The 23,619-nt window shown below is 40.2% G+C and carries 28 protein-coding genes, 1 pseudogene and 1 other annotated feature; of the genes and pseudogenes, 7 read left to right on the forward strand and 22 right to left on the reverse strand.

Annotated elements, in window-relative coordinates; translation table 11 throughout:
* Nucleotides 1-3 precede the first annotated feature (3 nt).
* The 3 genes from ABD010_RS13285 to ABD010_RS13295 are packed head-to-tail and all read right to left on the reverse strand — an operon-like array spanning nucleotide 4 to nucleotide 1,261.
* The gene (locus ABD010_RS13285) at nucleotides 4-396 is read right to left on the reverse strand and encodes a hypothetical protein (RefSeq protein WP_343813957.1); all 393 of its coding nucleotides are present in this window, start codon (nucleotides 394-396) and stop codon (nucleotides 4-6) included.
* Entirely contained in the window at nucleotides 397-600 is a 204-nt protein-coding gene (locus ABD010_RS13290) for a hypothetical protein (RefSeq protein WP_343813960.1), read from the reverse strand. It lies immediately after the preceding gene.
* Nucleotides 584-1,261, reverse strand: a complete 678-nt coding sequence (locus tag ABD010_RS13295; RefSeq protein WP_343813963.1) for a helix-turn-helix domain-containing protein — start codon at nucleotides 1,259-1,261, stop codon at nucleotides 584-586. Before ABD010_RS13295 ends, ABD010_RS13290 begins: the two co-directional genes overlap by 17 nt.
* 262 nt (nucleotides 1,262-1,523) lie before the next feature.
* Here ABD010_RS13295 and ABD010_RS13300 point away from each other — a divergent pair, with 262 nt between their 5' ends.
* Nucleotides 1,524-1,982 carry a MerR family transcriptional regulator gene (locus tag ABD010_RS13300; protein ID WP_343813966.1) on the forward strand — a complete coding sequence of 153 codons (459 nt, stop codon included), beginning with the start codon at nucleotides 1,524-1,526 and terminating at the stop codon, nucleotides 1,980-1,982.
* Between the two features lie 274 nt (nucleotides 1,983-2,256).
* On the opposite strand, the gene ABD010_RS13305 is transcribed toward ABD010_RS13300, so the two are convergent.
* Nucleotides 2,257-2,463, reverse strand: a complete 207-nt coding sequence (locus ABD010_RS13305; RefSeq protein WP_343813968.1) for a hypothetical protein — start codon at nucleotides 2,461-2,463, stop codon at nucleotides 2,257-2,259.
* A 191-nt stretch (nucleotides 2,464-2,654) separates the two neighbouring features.
* Between ABD010_RS13305 and ABD010_RS13310 the strand changes: the two genes are divergently transcribed.
* Nucleotides 2,655-4,070, forward strand: coding sequence for a VWA domain-containing protein (locus tag ABD010_RS13310; protein ID WP_343813970.1), 1,416 nt, complete (start codon nucleotides 2,655-2,657; stop codon nucleotides 4,068-4,070).
* Between the two features lie 332 nt (nucleotides 4,071-4,402).
* On the opposite strand, the gene ABD010_RS13315 is transcribed toward ABD010_RS13310, so the two are convergent.
* The 8 genes from ABD010_RS13315 to ABD010_RS13350 all read right to left on the reverse strand — a co-directional run bounded on the left by ABD010_RS13315 (nucleotide 4,403) and on the right by ABD010_RS13350 (nucleotide 11,744).
* Nucleotides 4,403-5,665, reverse strand: a complete 1,263-nt coding sequence (locus ABD010_RS13315; RefSeq protein WP_343813973.1) for a glutamate-5-semialdehyde dehydrogenase — start codon at nucleotides 5,663-5,665, stop codon at nucleotides 4,403-4,405.
* The gene (gene proB, locus ABD010_RS13320; protein ID WP_343813975.1) at nucleotides 5,662-6,786 is read right to left on the reverse strand and encodes a glutamate 5-kinase; all 1,125 of its coding nucleotides are present in this window, start codon (nucleotides 6,784-6,786) and stop codon (nucleotides 5,662-5,664) included. Before proB ends, ABD010_RS13315 begins: the two co-directional genes overlap by 4 nt.
* A 49-nt stretch (nucleotides 6,787-6,835) precedes the next feature.
* Nucleotides 6,836-7,059: a binding site (T-box leader), on the reverse strand.
* Between the two features lie 123 nt (nucleotides 7,060-7,182).
* Entirely contained in the window at nucleotides 7,183-7,761 is a 579-nt protein-coding gene (gene cudC, locus ABD010_RS13325) for a choline uptake/conversion transcriptional regulator CudC (protein WP_343813978.1), read from the reverse strand.
* Between the two features lie 45 nt (nucleotides 7,762-7,806).
* Nucleotides 7,807-7,929, reverse strand: a complete 123-nt coding sequence (locus tag ABD010_RS13330; protein ID WP_343813981.1) for a hypothetical protein — start codon at nucleotides 7,927-7,929, stop codon at nucleotides 7,807-7,809.
* A complete protein-coding gene (locus ABD010_RS13335) occupies nucleotides 7,917-8,804 on the reverse strand; it encodes a glycine betaine ABC transporter substrate-binding protein (protein WP_343813984.1) in 888 nt (295 codons plus the stop codon). Before ABD010_RS13335 ends, ABD010_RS13330 begins: the two co-directional genes overlap by 13 nt.
* A gap of 372 nt (nucleotides 8,805-9,176) precedes the next feature.
* Complete coding sequence (locus ABD010_RS13340) at nucleotides 9,177-10,244, reverse strand: DUF4179 domain-containing protein (protein WP_343813986.1); 1,068 nt, start codon at nucleotides 10,242-10,244, stop codon at nucleotides 9,177-9,179.
* Complete coding sequence (locus ABD010_RS13345) at nucleotides 10,241-10,762, reverse strand: sigma-70 family RNA polymerase sigma factor (protein ID WP_343813989.1); 522 nt, start codon at nucleotides 10,760-10,762, stop codon at nucleotides 10,241-10,243. Before ABD010_RS13345 ends, ABD010_RS13340 begins: the two co-directional genes overlap by 4 nt.
* A gap of 169 nt (nucleotides 10,763-10,931) precedes the next feature.
* The gene (locus ABD010_RS13350) at nucleotides 10,932-11,744 is read right to left on the reverse strand and encodes a hypothetical protein (RefSeq protein WP_343813992.1); all 813 of its coding nucleotides are present in this window, start codon (nucleotides 11,742-11,744) and stop codon (nucleotides 10,932-10,934) included.
* Nucleotides 11,745-11,956: 212 nt separating this feature from the next.
* Here ABD010_RS13350 and ABD010_RS13355 point away from each other — a divergent pair, with 212 nt between their 5' ends.
* On the forward strand, nucleotides 11,957-12,193 hold the full coding sequence (locus ABD010_RS13355; RefSeq protein WP_343813994.1) for a TM2 domain-containing protein: 237 nt from the start codon (nucleotides 11,957-11,959) through the stop codon (nucleotides 12,191-12,193).
* Nucleotides 12,194-12,294: 101 nt separating this feature from the next.
* Here the strand turns inward: ABD010_RS13355 and ABD010_RS13360 are convergent, their stop codons facing one another.
* The 5 genes from ABD010_RS13360 to ABD010_RS13380 all read right to left on the reverse strand — a co-directional run bounded on the left by ABD010_RS13360 (nucleotide 12,295) and on the right by ABD010_RS13380 (nucleotide 14,524).
* The gene (locus ABD010_RS13360; RefSeq protein WP_343813997.1) at nucleotides 12,295-12,615 is read right to left on the reverse strand and encodes a type II toxin-antitoxin system RelE/ParE family toxin; all 321 of its coding nucleotides are present in this window, start codon (nucleotides 12,613-12,615) and stop codon (nucleotides 12,295-12,297) included.
* The gene (locus tag ABD010_RS13365; RefSeq protein ID WP_343814000.1) at nucleotides 12,602-12,868 is read right to left on the reverse strand and encodes a type II toxin-antitoxin system Phd/YefM family antitoxin; all 267 of its coding nucleotides are present in this window, start codon (nucleotides 12,866-12,868) and stop codon (nucleotides 12,602-12,604) included. Before ABD010_RS13365 ends, ABD010_RS13360 begins: the two co-directional genes overlap by 14 nt.
* A gap of 196 nt (nucleotides 12,869-13,064) precedes the next feature.
* Complete coding sequence (rlmH, locus tag ABD010_RS13370) at nucleotides 13,065-13,544, reverse strand: 23S rRNA (pseudouridine(1915)-N(3))-methyltransferase RlmH (protein ID WP_343814003.1); 480 nt, start codon at nucleotides 13,542-13,544, stop codon at nucleotides 13,065-13,067.
* Nucleotides 13,545-13,586: 42 nt separating this feature from the next.
* On the reverse strand, nucleotides 13,587-14,339 hold the full coding sequence (locus ABD010_RS13375; RefSeq protein WP_343814005.1) for an AAA family ATPase: 753 nt from the start codon (nucleotides 14,337-14,339) through the stop codon (nucleotides 13,587-13,589).
* A gap of 38 nt (nucleotides 14,340-14,377) precedes the next feature.
* Entirely contained in the window at nucleotides 14,378-14,524 is a 147-nt protein-coding gene (locus ABD010_RS13380; protein ID WP_343814008.1) for a hypothetical protein, read from the reverse strand.
* Between the two features lie 376 nt (nucleotides 14,525-14,900).
* On the opposite strand from ABD010_RS13380, the gene ABD010_RS13385 reads away from it, so the two are divergent.
* From ABD010_RS13385 to ABD010_RS13400, 4 genes and pseudogenes are all read left to right on the forward strand, one after another.
* Nucleotides 14,901-16,946, forward strand: a complete 2,046-nt coding sequence (locus ABD010_RS13385) for a peptidoglycan D,D-transpeptidase FtsI family protein (protein WP_343814011.1) — start codon at nucleotides 14,901-14,903, stop codon at nucleotides 16,944-16,946.
* A 128-nt stretch (nucleotides 16,947-17,074) separates the two neighbouring features.
* A complete protein-coding gene (locus ABD010_RS13390; protein WP_343814014.1) occupies nucleotides 17,075-18,457 on the forward strand; it encodes an amino acid permease in 1,383 nt (460 codons plus the stop codon).
* A 153-nt stretch (nucleotides 18,458-18,610) separates the two neighbouring features.
* A complete protein-coding gene (locus ABD010_RS13395; RefSeq protein ID WP_343814017.1) occupies nucleotides 18,611-19,786 on the forward strand; it encodes a site-2 protease family protein in 1,176 nt (391 codons plus the stop codon).
* A 123-nt stretch (nucleotides 19,787-19,909) separates the two neighbouring features.
* Nucleotides 19,910-20,035: pseudogene (locus ABD010_RS13400) on the forward strand (monooxygenase family protein); the annotation flags it as partial.
* 29 nt (nucleotides 20,036-20,064) lie between these two features.
* On the opposite strand, the gene ABD010_RS13405 reads toward ABD010_RS13400, so the two are convergent.
* The 5 genes from ABD010_RS13405 to ABD010_RS13425 all read right to left on the reverse strand — a co-directional run bounded on the left by ABD010_RS13405 (nucleotide 20,065) and on the right by ABD010_RS13425 (nucleotide 23,432).
* The gene (locus tag ABD010_RS13405; protein WP_343814019.1) at nucleotides 20,065-20,604 is read right to left on the reverse strand and encodes a GNAT family N-acetyltransferase; all 540 of its coding nucleotides are present in this window, start codon (nucleotides 20,602-20,604) and stop codon (nucleotides 20,065-20,067) included.
* Nucleotides 20,601-20,777, reverse strand: coding sequence for a hypothetical protein (locus tag ABD010_RS13410; RefSeq protein ID WP_343814022.1), 177 nt, complete (start codon nucleotides 20,775-20,777; stop codon nucleotides 20,601-20,603). The genes ABD010_RS13405 and ABD010_RS13410 overlap by 4 nt, the downstream gene beginning before the upstream one ends.
* 302 nt (nucleotides 20,778-21,079) lie before the next feature.
* Nucleotides 21,080-21,832 (reverse strand): DNA-binding protein, encoded by a 753-nt coding sequence (locus tag ABD010_RS13415; RefSeq protein ID WP_343814025.1) that lies wholly within the window; start codon nucleotides 21,830-21,832, stop codon nucleotides 21,080-21,082.
* Nucleotides 21,833-22,377: 545 nt separating this feature from the next.
* Nucleotides 22,378-23,067 carry an LrgB family protein gene (locus ABD010_RS13420; RefSeq protein WP_343814028.1) on the reverse strand — a complete coding sequence of 230 codons (690 nt, stop codon included), beginning with the start codon at nucleotides 23,065-23,067 and terminating at the stop codon, nucleotides 22,378-22,380.
* On the reverse strand, nucleotides 23,064-23,432 hold the full coding sequence (locus ABD010_RS13425) for a CidA/LrgA family protein (RefSeq protein ID WP_343814031.1): 369 nt from the start codon (nucleotides 23,430-23,432) through the stop codon (nucleotides 23,064-23,066). The genes ABD010_RS13420 and ABD010_RS13425 overlap by 4 nt, the downstream gene beginning before the upstream one ends.
* Nucleotides 23,433-23,619 lie beyond the last annotated feature (187 nt).

A 23,619-nucleotide genomic window follows, 5' to 3' on the forward strand; every position in this document is an offset into this window, starting at 1 on the left:
TTATCAGTCTGCAGCTGAATTTAAAAAATCATAAAAATCGGCGGGGTGGATTCGCTCTATATTACCAATTTTGGCCGGGAATCTTCTGCTGTTGGCAGTGACGATAGAATCACATTTTTCCTGAATAGCTGTTACCCACACATGAAAATCTTCCTGATCAAAGCGATATAGCGGTTCACTCAATTCTGAAGAAGAGGCAATTTGTTCCGCCATTTCATCACTGCAGCCGCTAAGTTCAGTTAGCACCTCTCCAATTGGTCGATTCTCTCTTATAATCGTTTCCACACTATAGCGGCCAACAATACTATTTACCGGAAGATCCGAATAATACGCTGTTATGGGGCTTATGAATTTGTTTAAAAAGAACTCAATCTCCCGACTCTTATACTTCAACATTTAATCGCCTTTACCAAGACCTTTTGAAGCATTTCGTACAAACTCAAATAAACAAACCCTTGAAAGTACCGGGCGATAAAAATAAGGAAACTGGGCAGCTCTGAGGATTTTACGGTTAACGCCTTTTTTTCGTATTGCTCCACATAATACCGTGGTATCCAAAAAAACTTTCGGGGGACTTTTTTGCTTAAAGATTGAATTCATCAACATCCCCCGCTTCTTCGTTTCGCATATCAATTTGTTCAAAGAATTCGTCAATCCTTTTATCTTGTTTCTTTGATGTTATGAAGTTTTCTTCCGGAATTCGCCAGTGTCCTCCTTCTGAACGATACGCGCCTTGAAATCTTTCATTTTCACACATTCTCCGGATGGTTTGATCACTGAGACCTAATTTATGGGCAGCTTCTCTGGTTGTATAGTAGGGATGGTTACTTTCTTTTTGGGTATTTGTCGCAACTGTTTTATTCATTGGTGAATGAAGGATTTTTCCAACATAAGTAGGTCTCTGTGTTTTTTCAGCCAGGATGGATGCCAACATCTTTCGGTTCGTTTCTTGTGGTTTTTCGGTCATTTTACTGATCATTTCGATATAATCCAACAGTTCCTCAAAAATCTGTTCAGACTGGGATATTTCGATTTTCTCCCGTATTTGAGCATCTATTTGTTTCATTTCATCTAAATAGCTTTCAACTGGAACAGAAAACCTTAATTGCGAAACAACTGGTGTATAAACATTCATCAGTCTCAATGATTTTTCGATTGTTGTCTTTAGAAGGGTTTCAGCCTTTTCTTTATCCTGTAATTGGCTTAAAAGCTTCACAGTATTCCATAATGTTTTTTGTTCATTGTCCATCGTAGTTGCCATTTAAACTACCTCCTTTCTATTTATATTTTACTACTTAAAACCAACATATTCAACAAATCCAAAATAGTTAACTAATATTTGTTAGTTATGTGGTTTTTTTCACAGGAAGAGATAGGTTTTAATGACGGGACAAAGAGCATGTCCTGCCGTCCCATCTGTGGTTATTTTTACATAATTTGGGCATACAATATAATGAGGTTTCGCAAAGTTTCGTTTATTTCTTTTAGTTTCGATATCATAGTATAATGGAGGTGGAAGGAAGGTGAATGATATGTTGAAGGTACTTGATGAAATCAATCTAAAACCCGATGAGGACTCCATTCATAGTGAACGAGCCAAAAAATACCTGAAAATAATCAGATTCACTGAAGCCCTTGAGAAAGAAAAAGAAAAAATTACTGCAATGCTTGATGAAGATGAGAAAAAAGAGGTATTCCAAGCGCTCAGTAAACAGTTTGGTATCCCTTATTACGTAAATGTTACTGGTGCAGCTGATATAATGGGAATTTCCCCACAAATGGTTAGAAGACATTGTGCAGATGGAAATCTAAAAGCCACCCAAACGCTACAAGGCAGTGGTAAATGGAGGATTGAAACCAATCAGCTAATGGATCAGCCAAATTGGGAAAAGTATCTTGAAAAAAGGGCTCAAATTAAACTGCAATCCCATAGTCTTGCTGATAAAATGATTGATTACCTTGACGACGATGAAATTGAGTAAAGAACAAGGGGGAGTTCCGGGGAAGATGAAGCAATATACAGCTAAAACAAAAAAGAACCGCACATCCATTATGAGGAACGGCTCAATTATTTCTTACGGCGCTACGATAACCTTATAAAGGCTAAATTATTTCCATTGGAGTTTTGTTGCAAGAATTTAAAAGAATTAGTTGAATAAAAGCTTTCCAATTTTTCATTTGGCTCATACTCCACACATACAATTTTCAGGCCTCGTACTTCACTCTCCTCACCAGCTTCAATAAGATTTGATAAATCTATAATTTACATTTTCTAGATTTTAGGATGTTCGAAGCGTAAGCAATCCTTTCCTTATCACTTAAATATAAATCATTAAATTCGTCGCTTTTACGCAATGTGATTGGGGAGGTGGAAATAATCTTCTTTGCTGCTTGTTCATCTAATATATATTGTTCAGTTAATGATAGGACAGGCATTTTATCTTCCTCCTTATCATTTTCCATATACTTCACCACTTTTCCAAAAAGAGTGTAATTTTGTATATTAAACATAATATACATCTGAACAAATAAAATCACAAGGTATATAATCGAAATTGAGGGCACTAGAAAAAGGATTCCACTTTTTTGCAGTCGGATATGTTACGATAAATTACATATTCATTACGAAATAGGCATGCAAAGGAGCTTAATTCATGACAAAGAAATTATACCTAGTTATTTTAACGGCACTACTCATTTGCATTTTGGGAGCTTGCACGGATGAAATGGGCAATCAAAGTGATGATAAAAATATTGAGAAGAAGGAAGTGAAAAAAGAATCTTCGGGTGAGGACACAGGCAAAGAAAACAACAAATATGGATGGGACAAACTTCTGGACACGGCTGAAGTTCCTCAAACAATTGAAGAAATTGCTAATCAGCCAAACGGAAAATTGTCCGACTATAATATTAGCGGATCTAATAAACATAGAGAAGAGGACTTGGAAGAGGTGTTGGAGTTCTTTAAGAAATTCCCGAAATTGGAAGAGGGTGTTTCAAAAGAAAGAATGGATGCCTATTGGCGAAAAATGGTGTTCTTGTTCCATGAGGATTATCCTTCTCCCAAAAAGCTGGTGAAGGAGCTGAAATATTCCCGGTTTGGCAGCCCCGAAATAAAAGATAAACGGTTTCATTTCAAGCAAAATTTAAATGTCGAAATTATTATTGATGCGAGTGGAAGCATGGCTGGAGATGCTGGCGAACAAACTAAAATGGAATCAGCAAAAGAATCCATTCGGTCATTTGCAAAATCGCTTCCCGGAAAAGCCAAAGTTGGCCTTCGTGTATATGGTCATAAAGGAACAGGTTCGGATAGTGATAAAGAACTTTCCTGCAGCAGTTCCAAGCTGGTTTATAACCTCCAACATTATAATAAAGATAAATTCAATGATGCTTTAAATAAGTTTAATCCAGCCGGCTGGACTCCGATTGCCCTTGCGCTGAATGAGGCAAAAAATGATCTTGCACAGTATCCAGCCAAAAAGAATACGAATATTATTTATCTTGTAAGTGATGGTGTATCAACTTGCGAAGGAAATCCGGTAAAAGCTGCAAAAAAATTAGGCGAATCCAATATAAACCCGATCGTAAATGTTATTGGTTTTGATGTAGACAACGAAGGACAAAAACAACTGAAAGAAATATCTAAAAAACTTAATGGAACTTTCGCTACCATACAAAATCAGGAACAGTTAAAAAAGCAATTTGAAAAGGCTCAAAATATTGCCGATAAGTGGGAGGATTGGAAAACGAGTGCCGGTCACGAAGCAAATATAGAATATAATGAACAAGTATTTGACATATTGGGATTCACCAATGAATGGGGAGATCAAAATTGGCATGAATACTTGAACATTAGCGGCACACTATCAGGACTTAGGGAAAATGGATATATAACCGGGGAAGCCTTTGATTACCTTGATTCGAAATTATCCGAACGAACCGATCAGTTTGAAGCGTATTCCGATTACATGGAAAACAAGCTAGACAATATTAACGAAAAAGGTTTAGAGGAAGCTAAAAAACGGATAAATGAAAAGTTTAATAAGAACACGGAAAGTGCCGGATAAAAAATTTATACCTACCCTGGAATTCAAATAAAGAATTTAATAAAACAGGTTAACTCTTTCCGGGTTAACCTGTTACCCCTAAGCGGGGATTTATCAGAGATTTGTAAGTTCGTCAAAAAGAGTACGGTTTTCTGCCAATGGAAAATCACTACAAACTCTGCACAATAGTGATGATTTCTTACTGGAGCAGAAGAAGACCTACTCACTTATTCAAAAAAATCAGGGACTTGTGCGGCACTACGCATGATGCGATTTCTCTATTCATTTTAAGTTTAAGCTACCCCAAAGGACTAGAGCGTCCTATTTCTGATAAAACGAACAAGACCCATGTTCTACTTCACCTGCCCATCCCCTCTAACAACATACTTACTCGAAGTCAAAGCAACTAACCCCATCGGTCCACGGGCATGAAGTTTCTGTGTACTAATCCCAATTTCAGCACCAAACCCAAACTCAAATCCATCTGTAAAGCGGGTTGAAGCGTTGTGATAGACTGCTGCTGCATCAACTTCTGTGAAAAATTGGTCTACATTTTCCGCTGAGGCAGAAATAATCGCTTCGGAATGTTTTGTGCCATATTGATTAATGTGTTGAATAGCTTCGTCAGTGTTTTCAACAACTTTTAATGCAACTTCCAGCCCTAAATATTCGGTGCCGTAATCTTCTTCGGTTGCTGGAGTGATATTTGTTCCTGCCTGTTGTACCGCTTCATCTCCATGAATCTGGACTTCTTTTTCCTGCAGTGCGGTTATTAAATCGGCTATATGGTTGGATGCCCAGTCACGCTGGACAAGAATGTTTTCACACGCATTGCATACAGACGGACGTTGTGTTTTGGCATTGATGGCAATATCAACGGCCATCTTTGGATCGGCTGTTTCATCAATATAAACGTGACCATTGCCTGCACCAGTTTCCAATACAGGGACCGTCGAATTTTCGACCACGGTCTGAATCAATTTTGCGCCGCCGCGTGGGATTAATACATCGAGATAGTCGTTCAACTTGAACATTTCGGATGTCGTTTCCCGCCGCGTGTCTTCCAGCAATTGTACAGCGTCTGTTGGCAAATCAGTCGATTCAAGTGCATGCTGAATGACATTGACAATGGCTTTATTGGAGTTGATGGCTGTTGAACTTCCGCGTAGCAATACGGCATTTCCTGTTTTTAAACAGAGACTTGATGCGTCCAACGTCACATTTGGTCTGGCCTCATAAATCATGCCTACTACGCCAAGCGGAACACGGATTTGGGCGATGCTAAGGTCATTTGGACGTTCCCATTTGTCCAGCACTTCCCCAATCGGATCTTCAAGTTTTGTTAATTGAATAAGGGCACCTGCTATGTCTTTTATGCGTCCTTCATTCAACTTTAAGCGGTCAAGTAACGATTCGCTCATTCCATTTTCTTTTCCGGCCAGCAGATCTTTATTGTTTTCTTCTAAAATAAATGCTTGTTCGTTGATCAGCTGTTCGGAAATGGCATAAAGTGCTTGGTTTTTCTGTTCTGTCGTTGCTTTTGCCAATTTGGTAGATGCAGTTTTTGCTTTTGCGGCTTTTTGAATTAACTCATTATCCTGCATGATTTCGGTCATGCTTCATTCTCCTTTCGTTTTTTACTCACCCAATGATCCCTGTGAATCACAACGCGTTGATTACTGTTGATTTTCATCATTGCTTCTGAACTGGACAACCCTTTAATTTCCAATAGTTGATCGGATGAAAAATTCACTTTGCCTCTTCCGATAATATTGCCCCTGTCATCGGCAACCCGGACGACTTCATCTGCCCGAAATGTTCCCGATATGTCTGCTACACCGGCCGGAAGCAGACTTTTGCCATGTTCCAATATAGCAAGTGCAGCACCCTTGTCAACCTCAATTTTCCCGGTCGGAATAGAATGGAGCGCGAGCCATTGTTTGGACGTGTTCATGCTCGGTATGGAGGTGTCGCCGATATAGGTTCCGTCCCCATTTCCGGCGAGAATATCAACCAATTTTTCTTCACCGGTTGGACATCCAATAAACACTTTAACCCCCACATTCAATGCTGTTCTTGCTGCCTCCAGTTTTGATTTCATCCCGCCGGTACCCACCTTTGTACCGGTTCCGGAAGCACGATAAATTAACGCTTCATCAATGTCATGAAGATAGTTATACCTTTCTGCATTCGGATGTGTTCGCGGATTTTGATCATAGATGCCGTTGATATCGGTCAGGATCATTAAAAAATCCGCATGAACCAAGCCGCTTACCAATGCTGATAACATGTCATTATCGCCAAAGGTTAATTCATCCACTGCCACGGAATCATTTTCATTAATAATCGGCAGTACATTGCGTTTTAAGAGCTCGGATAAGGTTGCATTGGCATTGTTATATTGATCTTTATGCAGGAAGTTTTGCCGTGTCAGCAGTAATTGTGCTGCGACAATATCGTGTCGTTTAAATTCTTCCGTATACCCTTTTAGTAATAATCCCTGTCCTACTGCTGCAGCTGCCTGCTTGCTGGCAATTGTTTTGGGGCGTGAAGGATAACCCAAGTCAGCAAACCCTGCTGCAACCGCTCCGGATGAAATGAGGATCACCTCATGCCCCAGCTGCTTTAAACGGGCAAGCGCACCCACATGCTCATGCAACTTCTCATCACTCAGTCCGCCATTTTTCGTTGTCAAAGAACTGCTGCCAATTTTGACCACCATTCGCTGCTTTTTCATGATTTGTCACCTCGCATTTATACAGAAAAAAATGCCCTTCCATCCCAATAATAAGGACGGAAGCGCATTGTATCCGTGGTACCACCTTCATTGATACTGCATTCATTCCAGTATCCACTCCATACCCCTTTAACGCAGGAACTCGGTCGGGTTTTAGCCCAACAGTTCAAGGGACAGGTTCGATAGCATTGCAGGTTGTAAAATCTTTCAGCCGATGAATTTTACTCTCTTTCACCCGGGGACTATGTACTAACTCCCAATCATTACCACTTTGTATAAAATTGCACGCATTTGTTTATTTATAAATTAGCAACATTATGGACTAATTTTAATTTTATGTCAATGGGGAGAAAAAATAACCATCCCTGCTAAACTGCAAGAATGGTTATTTTTCAGCTACCCTTTTTGATCCGTATCATCCAGAGGGATATAATCATATATTTCGCCGGATTTCGTAAGTTTGGTCAGCTTCTCCAGCCATTGGTAATAGATCATGGCCTCATCGAGTTGCTCATAATCCAGCTTAGCCCGTTCCCGTAATGTTTCATCGGTTTCATCATCTTCAATTACCTCTTTGAGTTGTTCTTTCGATTTCCTGATACTAACCTGAAACATATCCACTTCTCGTTCCCATTTCATACCAAAAAAATGCGTGAAATAATTAAAGAAATTCTTTTCAGCCATGTATGAATCTTTTCTCGAACCTCTCTGCCATACCTTTTGAACGATATTGATATCCTGAAGCTTTCGGACCGATGTACTCATGCTTGGTTTACTCATGCTGAGGGCTTCTTTCATCTCATCCAGGGTAATTGGCTGATGTTTAAAATACATCATGCCGTACAGACGTCCCACTGAAGGGGTGACACCATAAAGATCCATCGTTTCTGAAATCGTATTTACCATCAAACGTTCGGCCTGGTCGATTTTTTCCTCGGCTTTTTCATAATTAAGATTATCCCGATTTCCTTCCATTGCGGCACCTCTTTAGAAACTCTTTATTGTTAAATTCGTTCATAATTAATTAAACGTTTCTTCCATCTTATAATGAAAAGCACGGATATGCAACTTAAATTCCGTTACAGCGAAAAGAGACGATCCCATTCCGAGAATCGTCTCTTTCCTGCCGTTTATTTCACCCATTTATTAACCAGATCCTGATTTTCTTCTACCCATTTTTGTGCGCCTTTAAGCGGATTGTCTTCATGCTTTTTGACTTTAAGCATTAAGTCACCAAGCTGGTTATCGTTCAATTTAAAGTTTTTCAGCCATTTACTGACTTTTTCATAGTCAGAGCCAAATCCTTCACGGGTTGCCATATAAATTTTTTCTACCCCGCCATAGGTTTTCTTCGGATCATCCAAAAACTTTAAGTCCACTTCGGCAAACACATAATGTGGTTTCCACAGTGGTGCAACGATTGGTTCCTTTGCATCTACCGCTTCCTTAATGGATGTAACCATTGCTGCTGTACTGCTCTCTATCAATTCATAATCAAGACCGTATTCTTTAATTACATCTTCCGTTACCAGCATTGTTCCTGCTCCAGGCTCAAAACCTACTATTTCGCCATTGAATTTCTTTTTGTTTTTCTTTAAATCTTTAATGCTGTTTATATCTTCCATATACGTCGGAACGGCCAATCCAACTTTCCCATTCGTATACCAAGGGTCTTCGAAAAAGTTAGCATCGTCTTTATACTCTTCATAATAACTCTTATCCTGCACCGGCAGCCAAATTTCCGGTGCCACATCTAATTCCCCTTGGGCTAAAGCAGACATCTGCGGACCCATCTCAATAAGCTTTAACTCCACATCATAGCCCTTATCTTCCAGAATAGCCTTCCACATATTTGTAACGGCAATATTTTCAGGCCAGTTAATCTGTCCAAATGTGATTTTTCCTTTACTTTCACTTGTACTGCCTGAACCTTCACCTTCACTATTTGAACCGCAAGCTGCTAATGCAATAAGCAGAACGGTAAGTAAAATCAATTGACTAACTCTGCGAAAACTCATTAAATGACATACACCTTTCGTATTTAAATTTTGGCAAATCTATTTAGACTAAACACACCTTTGCCAAGCATGCTATTATTGAATGATTCCGATTGAGTAGTGAATGCCGGCCTCCTTTATTAAATTAAATACATTTAATATTTTTTAAACAAAGTGTCTACATAATATGATAACGAAAGATATTATTTTGTCAAACTGCTAAATTAAATTAATCGTCTTATATGATTTGCCAAGTATGCTAAATAAATTCTTTCCAATCAGTGAGGAGATCCTGGAATGGGCAGCGAATGGCGCGGAAACAGTCTAAAGAAGCGTGAGTTGAAAGAAAAGCAGAAGGACGCACCAATTCGATTGGCGCGCCCATTCTATACCTTATTTCACACGTATTTTAAATAGTTTTTCCTGATCTTTATCCCGTATGATCATCTCATACGGTATCTTATCAACAGATAATTTATTTCTTTTTACCTCAACGACTTGTTTGGCATATGTTGCAATTTTTTCTGCCTTCTTCTTGTCTGCCTCTCCTTGTGACAAGGAAGTTTTCAAGATAATTTCAAGCGGTTTAGGATGGAAGGAATAAGCAAATCCGGTTACTGCGTTATATTCCTTATGCGCTTCAGCCATGACGGTTGAAAAAATTGGCTGCCAATTCTCATCCCTGATTTCTGCCTTGCTTTTCCCGGATACTTCAATGGTATAATCCATATTCATTTTGGCATCTATTGCATGATGCACGAGTTTCCCGATCTCCGCTTTCATCTTATCTGAAACCTGCCCCTGACCTTCCATTTCAATACTGATGCTATGTTTTCGAGGATCCATACCTAAGGCACTAAAGCTGTATCCATTTTGTTCCAGGACATTCTGTGTGATGTCTAACAGTTTCCGCGAATGCTCCATTTGTTTTTTATCTTTTTTACTTATTTCCGGTTCCCATACTTTTATATTGACTCCAACATCGTCAATATTATGGGTTTCCGCCAATTCTTTAATGACGTCATTGATTTCATTTTCATATTCATTTTTATACTGTTTATCTTCTACCCGAACAAGCAGCGTAGGCGGCTCGGTGGGGAAAAATGTTGACATCGAAACCCCGCTTATACCCTCGTAATCATCACTACCTGCCAGCGTTTCAGATACGTTTTTATAGAAGCTTTGTAAATCTTCTTTCCTGTTTTCGGTTTGTTCCATACTCTCGATAATTTGATCTAAGTATGGTACATTTGCCATTACTTTAGCCATCGTCGGGGATATAAATGCGGACGCCACCAACAAACCAAAAACGATAACGGCTGCACTGCATATATAAGTAACCTTTTTGGCAGGACTCCAGTGTTTCTTCTTAGCCCGTTTAATCGCACGTTCAACAGCAAGATCCAATTTCTCTTCAGGTACTTTTATGCGGTTGATATCCTTCTTAAAATCATCTCTCATCTGGTGTGTCCCTCCTTTAAATCCACCCTTAACTGTTTAATTGCACGATGCAGATGCGTCTTTACGGTTCCTTCAGGACATGAAAGTGTATCCGCAATCTGTTTAATGGAAAAATCTTTATAATACCTTAAGATAACTACTGTCTTGTACTGCTCTTCCAACCGGTCAATTGCATCAACCAAGTCAAGATTGTCTTCTACCGTATGAACTTCCCATGCGTTTTTCATGCTTTCAATCTTATCGATAGGAATCACACGTCTATTTTTCCTGATGAAATCCAATGCAGCATTTATCAAAATCCGAGTCAGCCAACTTGAAAAATACTGTGGTTCCTTTAGCGTTTTTATTGATATGTACGCTTTATATATCGCTTCCTGAACAATATCCAGAGCATCATTTTCATTTTTTACATATAAATAAGCCATGCGATAAAGTTTGTCTTTTTCATCTTGAATTAATTCTTGAAAAGCTTTATTATTTCCTCTTTTCGCTTTTTTCACCTGTTTGTTCTTAAGCATTTTCTTCTCCCCCTTCCCACGTTAGACTCAGATACTCTTTAAAACGTTTCAATAAAAAAAGGAACCTTTCATGTAAGATTCCTAACATCACTTTCCGATACTGATTCGTATTAAGGAGAACCGTAATGCCTACGCATCTGAGTTTCGTAAAATCCGCCATCCTTCATTGTCATGGAATTGGAAGAAACCGATATTCCCAATGCGTCCGGCATTCATTCAATTTATAATACCCCTCTGCCTCATCTTTTGACATATAGCTGCATTGCTGACGCGCATTATTAAAAACATTTTGCACTTCATTTTCTGATGCACGATAGTGACTTAAGTCAGGAGTAACCCCAATCCACGCCTGATTGGCATTTTTATCATACCTTGATTTTAAATCATAAATAAGCACACCCTGTGCCCCTTCATCTATCACTACCCTAATTTCACTTTCATTGTTTTTGCCGTTTTCGCCAGCGACTTTCATGAATTCTTCCAGTATATCTTTATTTTTCAGTTCATTATTTTTCAATACAACATCATCTTCATCCGGATGATATTCTTCCCGATTTGTTTCGTCCTGTGCACCGTTATCAGATGACTCCCGTGTACCTTCCCGTTCTTTTAATTGTAATACAGCGTTGAAGACAGCAGATTGAAGACCGAATGCAATCGCATAATTCTCACTCTGTTCCCCGTCACTTGTATCAATTTTATCGATCGCTTCAAGTGCTTCGTCAATTTGTTCCTGGTCTGTTGAATCTTTTATCTTACTTGATTTTCCCTCTTTGACTGCTTCCTCATTTTCTATCTCAAATAAATCGCTCACCTTTTTGGCTGCTTCGTTGATGTTATTTACATTCTCGCTTTCGGTATTGCATCCCTGCAATACCAACACGGCGCTTAAAACAATAAATAAGCTGATTGTAATAACTTTCTTTTTGGGTTTTACAGCAGATTCATTATTCGGTTTCACGAAATCGTTGCCTCTGTTCAACTTACCACTCCTTAGTAGTAATGATTACCCCTTCCATGAATTTCAGTATATCACTTCATATTCCGATGCACTATATTTACATGCTCTTATGCTGCTCTTGCGCCCGTACATGTCAGAATGTTTTTATGACATTAGACAACTTTAAATGAGCCAAATATAATGAAATAAAGAATGATTTTTTGAACTAATTCGTTTAAAGGGAGGGAGACAAATTGACAGGTCAAAAAAGTATGGTAATTGCATATCTATTCTGGTTTTTCCTGGGACAGCTTGGAATTCACCGGATTTATACCGGACGAACAGGTTCTGGTATTATACAAATAATATTAGGGGTTCTTGGGTGGATGACCACTGCACTATTAATAGGGTGGTTACTGCTAATTCCGCTTTGGATTTGGTTATTCATTGATATATTTCTTATTCCATCGATGTGCCGACATCCACGCTAAACAAAAATATTAAAAGCCAAATTCTCGTTCTTCATTTGAACGAGAATTAGGCTTGTGATTTTTCAAGCGTCTGATTGTCAGATCTCACAATCAATACGATGCTAAATAAAACCTTGGTATTTTTGTGCTCCAAACAAGACACGCATGACAACAACTTGTTTTTCTTCTTCCCTAACCAGATAAAATGCAATGTAATTCGCAACGATTAGCTTACGATAACCTTTATTTTTTAAAATTTCATCCGTAACAAGACTACAGGGAAAAGGGAATTCTTTTAGCCTCATGACACTCGTTTCTATCTGCTTCAAAAGGTTATCGGCTGCACCTTCATTAAAAAGTTCATTGTAGATGTAGCTATAAATATCATCCAAATCTTCAAATGCTTTAGGTGCAATCTTAATTGCATATTTATTTTTTGTCATATTTTTTCTTTAGGTCCTTAAAAACTTTTTCCCCATCTAGAAGTTCATTTCCTTTTTTAATTTGGGCTTCCGCTTGAGCTAATTTTTCGTATAACTCCAGTTTACCTAGAGAGTCCTCATAGGCTTCCATACTCATAACAACCATATCACCATAACCATTTTTTGTGATGAATAATGGTTCCTTTATTTGGTGACAGAGTTCAGAGATTTCCGTTGTATTTCTTAAATCTTTTATCGGGCGGATTTTAGGCATAACACCGTCTCCTCTTTTCATCATTATGTCTTAATTATATCATTATTATGTTCTTTGATCAATTTAAGTTTCGGTTCCCACAAAACCCATTTCATTACATTCCTGCAAATTTCATCCTTTAGAAAAGTCCAATATAGGAGATTTGCTTAACACCTTATTTAACAAACTGTCCCGATCAACCTCTCTTCACATCGCATCATTTATGGTACGGCTCATTCCTCATAATCCGGAACGACCGATAAACCTGTTCCAACAATATCAGCCGCATAACCTGATGCGGAAACGTCAACTTAGAAAACGACAGCGCCAGATCACTCCGCTTCTGCACCACTTCGCTCAACCCGAGTGACCCGCCAATCACAAACGCAACTTTGCTCTTTCCATACGTAGCCAGCTCATCCATCTTTGCGGCCAGCTTTTCTGAACTCAGCATCTTCCCATCAATCTCCAACGTAATCACATACGTATCATGTCCGATATTGCCAAGAATCCGCTCTCCTTCCTTTCGCTTCACTTCCTGCATTTCCGCTTCACTCATGTTCTCCGGTGCTTTTTCATCGGCAACTTCCGCAATATCAACCTTTGCATAGGCGCCAAGGCGTTTCAGGTACTCTGCAATTCCCTGTTTCAAGTATTTTTCCTTCAGTTTACCAACTGCAATGATTTTGATGTTCATTTTCTTTCCGCTCCGTTTCCGTTCATATTTTTCCGGTATGCTTCATTCAAACAAGTGATGCAGCAACCGCTCCCGGTCTTCAAAAAATTGTTTCATGATGCTGTACTGACTCGTTTCTTCAAGGATGACTTCCTTCATACCGTCCTCAGTCAGCTGGATAATCTTCGCGTGTTTGTAAGCCATGATAATTGGCGAATGGGTGGAGATGATCAGCTGGGAGCCCGCATTAACAAGGTCATCGATTCGTGCCAGGAGTGACATTTGTCTGAGCGGGGATAAGGCTGCTTCGGGTTCATCCAATATGTACAGGCCGTTGCCGGTAAAGCGGTGCATGAAGGCAGCAAAGAAAGCTTCACCGTGGGACTGTTCGTGCAACGATTTTCCGCCAAATCCATCGATGATCTTTGGTCCGCCCGGTTCACTATCCAGTTCTTCAATGTTGGTGGAAACATTATAAAATGTCTCGGCGCGGAAGAAGAAGCTGTCCCGCGGTTTGTGCACCCCTTTGCCAATCCGCAAATACCGATCGAGATTGGAGTGGGAATCATAGCTTGAGAAATTGAAATTACGGGTACCGCCTTCTGGATTAAAACCCATGGCAACCGCAATCCCCTCTAATAAGGTCGACTTGCCCATACCGTTTTCGCCGACGATATAGGTCACATTTGGATGGCATGTGATGGGCCGGAAATTTTGGATCACCGGTAAATTAAGCGGGAACTGGTTGTAATCAGTAATCCGGTCTTTTTTTAAGGAAAGCTGTTTGATGAAAGCGATATCTGACGTCAACCTCATATCCGGGGGGGCCCCTCCCTGCATGTGTTTTATTGGGTTTATTGTACCACACCAACGGGGGCAAATGGCGAGCTGCTTACTTCGGTGGGTTTATCAGCCAATTTCAATGGTTTATCGGTCACTTTCGGGAGTTTATCAGCCGGTTTTAATCTTTTATCAGTCACTTTTGGTAGTTTATCAGTCACTTTCACTCTTTTATCAGTATTTCCGGAATTCCACCATTTCCACAAGGCGATGTATCCTGTCATCACAGGTTATTTTTTGTTACTTTCATTCATATATTTTATATTCGGAACTGTTTCACAATGGATATATCGGGTATTACATATAACAAGCATACTTTTTTTGAGAGGGGGGGCTGGTCGATTTACCATCCATCGTGAATTCCACTGTTCACGAATTAGCGCGGTGTTAAGGCATGGCGGGCAGGCATATGCAATTTTCGCCTAACAATAAAATAATCCAATATAGTAGACATTTTACAACCAAGAAAAGCATCCATTTGTTAACGGGTGCTTTTTTATTTTTACAGATAGTACATGACAGCAAGGAGGGGGCAATTTGAACAAAAAAAACAAAAGTAAAATGCAGCTGCCTTTCCGGTTAAACATTTTATTTTTCATCGTCTTTTTATTATTTTCCATTTTGATTATCCAGTTGGGGGTTGTCCAAATTCTGAATGGGGAGGAATACCAGCAGGAAATCAACGAAACCGATCAGGAATACACCCAGCTCCCTGTACCAAGAGGGAAAATTTATGACCGGAATCATCAACTGCTTGCAGGAAATGAGTCGGTATACACCATCACATACACGCCGGCAAAAGGGGTTACGGCAGAAGAACGGCTGAAATTGGCTGAGAAGCTGTCCCATTATATTTCCATGCCGCATGAGGATGGTGACTATGACCTCAGCGAACGAAATAAAAAGGAATACTGGTACTTAAAGCACACTGACAAAGCGGAAAAACGGCTGTCCGATAAGGAAAAGGAGAAGATGGATAACGGTGAAGCATACAATACGATTCTGGAGCGGATTAAAAAGAAAGAAATGGGTGATTTCACCAAAAAGCAACGAGAAATAATGGCGATCAAAAAACAATTGGACCAGGCCATGACGCTGACACCGCACGTCGTTAAAAATGAACATGTGACGGCAGAGGAATATTCCAAAATAGCGGAACATCTCGGTTCGCTGCCGGGAATAAATGCCACAGTCGGATGGCGGCGCGTGAAACCATATGATGAAACACTCAGCGGCATTATCGGATCGTTGTCATCCCAAAAGCAGGGTATCCCTCGCGATAAGAAGGAGTATTACACAGCTTTGGGGTACAAACTTAATGACCGGGTAGGCACAAGCGGACTGGAACAACAGTATGAACGTGTGCTGCGAGGAAGAAAAACAAAGATAGAATACACGACGAACAGTAATGGAGAGGTCATTGACTCTGAAGTCGCTGTAAAAGGAAAGCGCGGCAAGGATCTGGTGCTGACAATTGATACGAAATTGCAAAAGAAAGTAAATAAAATAATACGGCAGGAATTCGATAACGCATTACAATCCAATCCGTATTTAAACCGATTCATGGATGAAGTTTATGCGGTTGTGATGAATCCGCAAACCGGCGGACTGCTTGCAGTGACCGGCCAGCGTTATGACCAGGAAGAAAATAAATTCCGAAACATTGGTGTAAAAGCGATGTATGCAAGTTTTGAACCGGGGTCATCCGTCAAAGGAGCAACCGTGCTTTCCGGATATGAATCAGGTGTCATCAACATCGGCACAACTTTCCTTGACAGACCGATTAAAATTGCCGGCACACCGGAAAAGAGCTCCTATGCTGCATTAGGATCGGTGAACGATCTGGATGCTTTGCGATTATCATCTAACGTCTATATGTTTTACATTGCGATGCGGATGGGCGGCGACTTTCATTACAATCGGAACCAATCCCTGAACTATGATCCCGATGCATTCCGGGAAATCCGTAATTATTTCAGCCAATTCGGGTTGGGGGTGCCGACCCAGGTGGACTTCCCAAGTGAATCCGATGGTTATGAAGGACCAGATCCAAAAGCAGGTAACTTACTGGACTTTGCGATCGGCCAATATGATACGTACACCACCCTGCAGCTTGCGCAGTATGTATCCACCATTGCGAATGACGGGTACCGTGTCAAACCGCACTTTTTGAAGTCCGTCCACACCCCGGTGCCGCACGAGCAGGAACTCGGGCCAGTCGATAAAAGTGTTGAAACAGAAGTATTGAATAAAATAACGATGGATGAAAAATATATTGAGCGGGTTCAGGAAGGCTTCCGGCAAGTTTATCAGGAAACCGGTGGAACAGCTGCAGGAGCCTTTGCAAGTAAGCCATATACTGCCGCCGGTAAAACAGGGACTGCCGAAAATGATATTTACAAAGATGGAGAAAAGGTATTGGATGCTGAGAACCATATCCTAGTCGGTTATGCTCCAGCTGATGATCCACAGGTTGCCTTTGCCGTTATGGTGCCAAAAATGGGCGTCTCCACCTCTCAGCCGGAAGTGAGCAAAAATATCGGCGAGCGCATTTTAGATACGTATTTTCAAGTGAATGAATGAGGGCTGCCGCTCCTTGATCGGTCAACCGAGCAAGGCGCCCGCCCTCTTTTTTAATTATCAAACAGTTGAACGAGCGCTCAGTCTACGCTAAAATGTAAACGGTTTAAAAAATAGAGAGGTGACATCACATGAGCGAGCAACAATTATCAAGAGGTCTGAAAAACAGGCATGTTCAGCTGATCGCGATTGGAGGAGCGATTGGAACAGGGCTGTTTCTTGGAGCCGGAAAATCTATTCATCTAGCAGGACCTTCTATTTTATTCGCGTACATGATTACAGGTATTTTTGCTTTTTTCATTATGCGTTCACTTGGGGAGTTGCTATTAACCAACTTGAAGTATAATTCGTTTGTTGACATTGTAAAAGATTATTTGGGCAATTTGCCCGCGTTTATCACAGGGTGGACATACTGGTTCTGCTGGATTACCATCGCAATGGCTGACTTAACGGCAGTCGGTGTCTATGTTCAGTATTGGATCCCGAGCGTGCCGCAATGGATTCCGGGGTTAATTGCGCTGATTATTTTACTGGTTATGAACCTTGCAACGGTAAAACTGTTTGGCGAAATGGAATTTTGGTTCGCATTGATCAAGATTATTGCCATTCTGGGATTGATTGCAGTTGGCGTTTATATGATTATCAGCGGCTTTTCCACCAGTTCAGGTCCATCCAGCTTTTCGAATTTATGGAGCCACGGAGGAATGTTTCCAAATGGCATAACTGGCTTTGTCCTGGCATTCCAAATGGTCGTGTTCGCTTTTGCTGGCGTGGAATTGGTAGGGCTTACAGCGAGTGAAACATCAAACCCGGAAAAAGTGCTGCCGAAAGCGATTAATAACATCCCGCTTCGAATTTTAATTTTCTACATCGGGGCACTGGCTGTGATTATGAGTATTTATCCGTGGAATGCCGTGGAACCTGCAGAAAGCCCTTTTGTTCAAGTGTTTGTAACGGTTGGAGTCGCTGCAGCTGCCGGTATTATTAACTTTGTTGTGCTGACATCCGCAGCATCTGCATGCAACAGTGCCGTTTTCAGTACAAGCCGGATGCTGTATTCGCTGTCCGAAGAAAAAAATGCACCTGAACAATTGTCCAAACTGAATAAGCGAAATGTACCATCCAATTCATTGTTCCTCTCAACGGTCGTCATTTTTATTGCAGTTGTGCTGAATTATGTGATGCCAGACGGTGTATTTACACTCGTCTCAAGTATCGCGACAACATGCTTCATTTGGATTTGGGGCATTTTGGTTATCTGCCATCTGAAATACCGGAAAACAAGACCGGAACTGGCAAAGAAAAGCAAGTTTAAAATGCCATTGTATCCGCTGTCAAATTACCTGACACTTGCTTTTCTGGCATTTATCCTTGTTGTGCTTGCACTGGCAGAAGATACACGTGTAGCCTTGTTCATTACCCCTGTCTGGTTTATAGCTTTGGTTGTCATTTATAAAATGCAAAAATCAAAAGAAGCCGGGGAAGAACAGGAAACGGTACATGCAACACACTGACTGACGGCTATATAAATGGTGTGCCATAAATGGTGGCATGCCATTTTTTTAAGTTGGTGCCTGAAAATGAATTCAGGTAATCCTATCCGGGAGACCCACTGAATATGATAAAATAAAGACTGGAAGAGCATGATTAGGGAGGTTGCGGCAAATATGGCAGCAAATGAAGGAAACAGGTCAAATAAAGGCTTGTGGGGATGGATCATTGCAATCGGTTTATTCCTTCTGGCAAAAATGAAATGGGTGTTTGCCCTGTTTAAAATCGGCAAGTTTGCGACGCTTGCTTCGATGTTCGTTTCATTGGGCGGGTACGCCTTAATATTTGGCTGGAAATTCGCTTTCGCCATCGTATACCTTATTTTTGTCCACGAAATGGGACATCTCGTCGCAGCAAAAATGAAGAAAATCCCGACCAGCCCTGCCATTTTCATTCCATTTATGGGAGCGGCAATCGGAATTGATCCGAAAAAAATAAAAGATGCCGAAACAGAATTTTTTGTAGCATATGGCGGTCCATTGGCTGGGTTAATTTCCATTCTTCCAGCAATCGGATTGTACCTGGTTACACAAGATCCATACTGGGGACTGATTATACAGCTTGGCGGCCTGATCAATCTGTTTAACCTTTTTCCGGTCTCTCCGCTTGACGGAGGCCGTATTGTTACCGTTCTGTCAACGAAAATATGGTTAATCGGACTGCTGGCAATGATTCCAATTATTTTCCTGTCACCGGACCCGATTATTATTTTGATTTTCATCTTTGGTATTTTCACCTGGTGGGACCGGTTCAAAGACAATGCACGCGTGGAAACGATGAAACATGAGGAAAGTGTTTTGACAGGGGTGAATAACGGGTTGAAACACATCGTGGCATCCAATCCGTATCAATCCAACCCGGAAATGCCGGGATCTGGAGATATCGTCTCCCTGAAAAATAAAATCAGCTATCGATTAAATGAAATTAATAAGCACCTTTCAGCAGATTCGGGATCCGCTCTCCCCGTCATTCAGGAAAAAAAGCGAAATTCCCTTAAAAAGCTCAGCAGGGAAAAAGAAATATTATCTATCATGCTGAACAAATTAAAGAACTATGAACTGTCATTTTACGAATATACACCAGTCAGCACGGACCTGCAGGAAGTCATCAGCGAAAACGAAGCGAAATTAACAACGATCCGGGAAGAAATAAACCGGGCAAAGACCTATTACAAAACATCCGCCGGCACAAAAATCCGTGCATTAATTCTCTATCTCGGCCTTGCCGTTATATTGGCACTGCTTCTTATGTATGGTATGGGGATATTGGAGTCAAGTCAGCTTTTGAGGTAGGGGGTTGAAATTTATTGGGTGGGCATGTTTTTGCCTGCCCCTAACTTGTTTAGTTGAGTTCTGCAGCTTCCATGTCGTGGTGCAATGAGACAGTCCGTACAATAAACAGTTGGAAGGATTGTAATGGGAAAAAAGATCTTTGAAGGAAGATATACGACAGAAAATAATCAGGATATAGTTGTGTTCCCGATTGGCATGCGAATTAACAAGTGGCTTGCCGTCCGAAAATGGCTGCCGGTATTTACCGCTCAAAATAATGTTTCATGCAAATAGTTGTATTAAAACTTTATGTCATCCAATTTAATTGCCATTACGTGTAATTCATTATGTAATTTTACTTTTGAGAAATTTTGTCTTTCAAAAAAACCGACTGATTCCTTCAATGCCTCTAATATAATGAAATTAAATCCAACGTACTCGGATATATATATACATGTATCAAGCGCAAATAATAATAACAAGGCACCTAAACCCTTGTTTCTGTATTTCATATCTATTCCTAAATAGTGTAGCCGAATAGCCGGGAAATGCTGGCTTTTCATTGCAGTAGAGACATCTCTCCAGCCTTCACTCATTCGTTTAGAATTAACAAGGTTTACATAATCCGTAAATAATGTATAAAACCCTATTAACCTATTATTATAATAATATAATATTGTTCTACACGCATTACATTCTTCCAATCGTAAAGCGTCCCTTTTTAAAAAATCCTCGACATTTGGTTGGTCGGAACAATCAAAAAGGCCAACATCCTTCATCGAATCTTTGGATAAGGGTGCTGACCTAATGCTGGCAATATCTATGTTGTTTTTGGTCACTTTTCATTCATCCTTTTTTTAATTGCTCTTACTTCCATGATTTTTTTCCTCATTTCAACCATGTCAGGATGATTTGCAGTACTTTTGTCGTTAGCCCATTTTATAAAAGCTTCCTCTTCTTTACGACTGTTAAATTTAATGTCCATAGGTTTAACGTCTGCTACCTTTGGCATTTTTATTCTTCTCCTCTCGTAGCATCTGCTCACCTCCATTAGGAGCCTATGCTATAGTGTAACTAAATTATACTTGTCTATACCTTTTTTTTCAACTTTTCACACTTTCTTATTTTCTTTATCAAATCAAGTATAGACGTGTATTTAAACTTTCTCGTTTTATTGAGTGACCTCCCAGTGTCAGAGTATCCTTAATTAATTTCTCAATCAAATTGACACTTTTTACTTAGCTATAACGGTTATAGTAATGAAAAGAGAAGGACTAGTTGTTTTCCATTAGAAATAGGAAGCATGATCCGTCCCTATGTTTCTCCTATAATTTTATTTGTTATCTCCTTTTCCTCCTCAAGAAGATCCCGCCATTCATAATAGTCTGAAGGATCATCCATTTCATCAATGTCTATTCCCTCAAAGGCTTTTTCAATGTAAGGCGTTTTGTATTTCTTTTTGAATTGCACTAGTTCTTCATATACTTCACTCAAACGTTCTTCGGGTGTTTGCCGTAATCGTTTCTTCTCTTGATAAAGATATTGCATCTTAATGCAGTACACTGGGTCTTTCCAAAGATCAACTGCATGTTTTGGAATCTTATTATGAGAAGACGTATCTATATGTTCGAACCCCTGTTTCATATATTTGTTCAGCGTCACGTTAGACACACCTAGAAATTCTGCTGCTTGTTTTGGTTTGATTAAGTAGTCCTCTCGATATTCGAAATCAATATCTTTTCCACTAATTTGATAATACCAGTCCTCTAAATCCAACTTTAGCTTTCCAAACTCCAAATCAGTGGTTGGTATACTAAACAACATCAGTCGTTTTAACCATTCCAACAATGCTAGACGGTTCTTATCCGATAAAATGTACCGCTCATTGAAATGAAGGTAGGTCGTATCAAAGTTAATTTCTTTTAGGCGATCTTTGAAGGTTCCTAACATGGTGACGATAATTTGGCTAAGAACGTAACTTGTCTCTTTTTCAATCTTTGGTTTACTTTGTAACTTAAAGGCCTTTTCAATGTCTTTTTCTGTTTCCTCAAATATCGTTGCAGTCATTATTTTCACCTTCTTTCACCTCCATTATATCCCTTGTGTTAATAAAAGGTCAATTTTAATTAATTAATGATATATATAAATTCATTAACTATATTAATCATTAAGTGATAAAAAATGCGTAAACCACCCTACTGACTGACTTTTTACCACTATGCATGGGCTTGCAATGAATTGAAACATTCGAAGTACTTATCACACGCATTTACCAACTTTATCAATTTTCTCCTTTCCATTATTCTTATAAAATAATATGCAAGATGGGAGGATGGTAGACTAACATCAAAAACTACCCGCCCTGTTAAAGTTGTATATGTGAAAGTAAATAACCATTATAAAATAATTTATAAGGAAAGTTTTGCTCTGCCACAAGTTACCGCATACCAATAAAAAAAGAAGTATAACTCCAAGGATTCTTAAATAGAGTTATACTTCTCTTTTTAGTTAACAAGTATTTTTCTTCTTATCACCAAATAACCTATTGTTGTCTAAAGGTTATTATATTCCCGATTTATCCGTTTTTGCTGTTCGTTATGCCAGTTACTTTTTCACAACAAAAGAAAAATCAACCCTGGTGTCACAATCGACACAATCACTGCACTTGATACCATAGCAATCGTGCTGACGGATCCTTCTGCCTGGCTGTTTTCCATCATCGTGGCGGTTCCGATGGCGTGGGAAGCGCTGCCCATGCCGACGCCGCGGCCAAGATAATGGTTGAGACGGAACAGTTTAAAGACGCTCTTGTGAAGCAGCACACCACCGATTCCCGCAATCATGACAAAAACAGCGGTCAGAGATGTGACACCGCCTGCCGAGCTGGAAACAGCCATGGCAACAGGGGTTGTGACGGACTTCGGAATAATCGAGTGAATAATTAATGTATCAAAACCGGCCGCCTTGGCAAGCAAAATGCCGCTTGACATTCCGGCTACCGCTCCGATAAACGTTCCAAACAGAATCGGCAAGAAAACGGCTTTCAGAATGTCCCGCTGCTGGTAGAGCGGGTAGGCGAGGGCAACAACAGCGGGCCCAAGCAGCTCATCAATCCATTTGCCGCCAGTCATGTACGTTTCATAGGATACTTGTGAAAGCACAAGAATAAGTATGATGACGACCGTAGACGTGAGGACCGGGATGCTGAATGTGTGCTGGATTTTTTTATGTACAGTTAATGCGGTGAAATAAATGATGCACGTACCAATAATGGCACTGCACGCGATCAAAATGTCAATCATGATTCCATTTCCTTTCTCTTTATCATCCACTGACTGATAAAACCAGCACTTCCCATAACAAGAATGGTGCTGGCAAGAACGATCAAAATCAGCAGAACGCCTTTACCTGAAAAGACACTGTAGTACTGCATGACGCCCACGGTTGCCGGGATGAAAAACAAGGTCAGGTGACGAACAAAAAAGGATGCACCTTCCTCGATCCAGCGAACATTCACAATGTTTGTCTGCAACGCGATAAACAATAAGATCAGTCCAATAACACTTCCGGGAACGAACAGGTTCAGGGTATCCTGAATCCATCCGCCGAACATGTAGATTCCATATAGAACTGCAATTTGAAGGATAAGTTTGATAGATTTCTGCACGGTAGAACACTTCTTTCATCGGTGTCATTAAAATACTATCATAGTTTTTCCGGACGGCTTTGAAAAGTATTTCGCTTGATTGGGACTGTTGATTACCGGCACCGGTGATGGGTGCTTGGGTAAACAAAAATGTCCGGCATGCGAAAATGCCGGATAAACACCCTTTTTTTCCGAATAAAATTCAAAA

Source organism: Virgibacillus siamensis, from assembly GCF_039522605.1.
Taxonomy (GTDB): Bacteria; Bacillota; Bacilli; order Bacillales; family Amphibacillaceae; genus Lentibacillus; species Lentibacillus siamensis.

Excerpts from the sequence above, each read along its gene's own strand:
- ABD010_RS13345 (WP_343813989.1), bottom strand. The coding sequence starts at position 10,762 with ATGCTTAAGAACAAACAGGTGAAAAAAGCGAAAAGAGGAAATAATAAA.
- ABD010_RS13395 (WP_343814017.1), top strand. The coding sequence starts at position 18,611 with ATGGCAGCAAATGAAGGAAACAGGTCAAATAAAGGCTTGTGGGGATGG.
- ABD010_RS13335 (WP_343813984.1), bottom strand. The coding sequence starts at position 8,804 with ATGAGTTTTCGCAGAGTTAGTCAATTGATTTTACTTACCGTTCTGCTT.
- ABD010_RS13295 (WP_343813963.1), bottom strand. The coding sequence starts at position 1,261 with ATGGCAACTACGATGGACAATGAACAAAAAACATTATGGAATACTGTG.
- ABD010_RS13420 (WP_343814028.1), bottom strand. The coding sequence starts at position 23,067 with ATGATTGACATTTTGATCGCGTGCAGTGCCATTATTGGTACGTGCATC.
- proB (WP_343813975.1), bottom strand. The coding sequence starts at position 6,786 with ATGAAAAAGCAGCGAATGGTGGTCAAAATTGGCAGCAGTTCTTTGACA.
- rlmH (WP_343814003.1), bottom strand. The coding sequence starts at position 13,544 with ATGAACATCAAAATCATTGCAGTTGGTAAACTGAAGGAAAAATACTTG.
- ABD010_RS13290 (WP_343813960.1), bottom strand. The coding sequence starts at position 600 with ATGAATTCAATCTTTAAGCAAAAAAGTCCCCCGAAAGTTTTTTTGGAT.
- ABD010_RS13410 (WP_343814022.1), bottom strand. The coding sequence starts at position 20,777 with ATGCCAAAGGTAGCAGACGTTAAACCTATGGACATTAAATTTAACAGT.
- cudC (WP_343813978.1), bottom strand. The coding sequence starts at position 7,761 with ATGGAAGGAAATCGGGATAATCTTAATTATGAAAAAGCCGAGGAAAAA.
- ABD010_RS13285 (WP_343813957.1), bottom strand. The coding sequence starts at position 396 with ATGTTGAAGTATAAGAGTCGGGAGATTGAGTTCTTTTTAAACAAATTC.
- ABD010_RS13315 (WP_343813973.1), bottom strand. The coding sequence starts at position 5,665 with ATGACCGAAATCATGCAGGATAATGAGTTAATTCAAAAAGCCGCAAAA.
- ABD010_RS13415 (WP_343814025.1), bottom strand. The coding sequence starts at position 21,832 with ATGACTGCAACGATATTTGAGGAAACAGAAAAAGACATTGAAAAGGCC.
- ABD010_RS13310 (WP_343813970.1), top strand. The coding sequence starts at position 2,655 with ATGACAAAGAAATTATACCTAGTTATTTTAACGGCACTACTCATTTGC.
- ABD010_RS13330 (WP_343813981.1), bottom strand. The coding sequence starts at position 7,929 with ATGGGTGAAATAAACGGCAGGAAAGAGACGATTCTCGGAATGGGATCG.
- ABD010_RS13365 (WP_343814000.1), bottom strand. The coding sequence starts at position 12,868 with ATGCCTAAAATCCGCCCGATAAAAGATTTAAGAAATACAACGGAAATC.
- ABD010_RS13305 (WP_343813968.1), bottom strand. The coding sequence starts at position 2,463 with ATGGAAAATGATAAGGAGGAAGATAAAATGCCTGTCCTATCATTAACT.
- ABD010_RS13360 (WP_343813997.1), bottom strand. The coding sequence starts at position 12,615 with ATGACAAAAAATAAATATGCAATTAAGATTGCACCTAAAGCATTTGAA.
- ABD010_RS13375 (WP_343814005.1), bottom strand. The coding sequence starts at position 14,339 with ATGAGGTTGACGTCAGATATCGCTTTCATCAAACAGCTTTCCTTAAAA.
- ABD010_RS13340 (WP_343813986.1), bottom strand. The coding sequence starts at position 10,244 with ATGAGAGATGATTTTAAGAAGGATATCAACCGCATAAAAGTACCTGAA.
- ABD010_RS13390 (WP_343814014.1), top strand. The coding sequence starts at position 17,075 with ATGAGCGAGCAACAATTATCAAGAGGTCTGAAAAACAGGCATGTTCAG.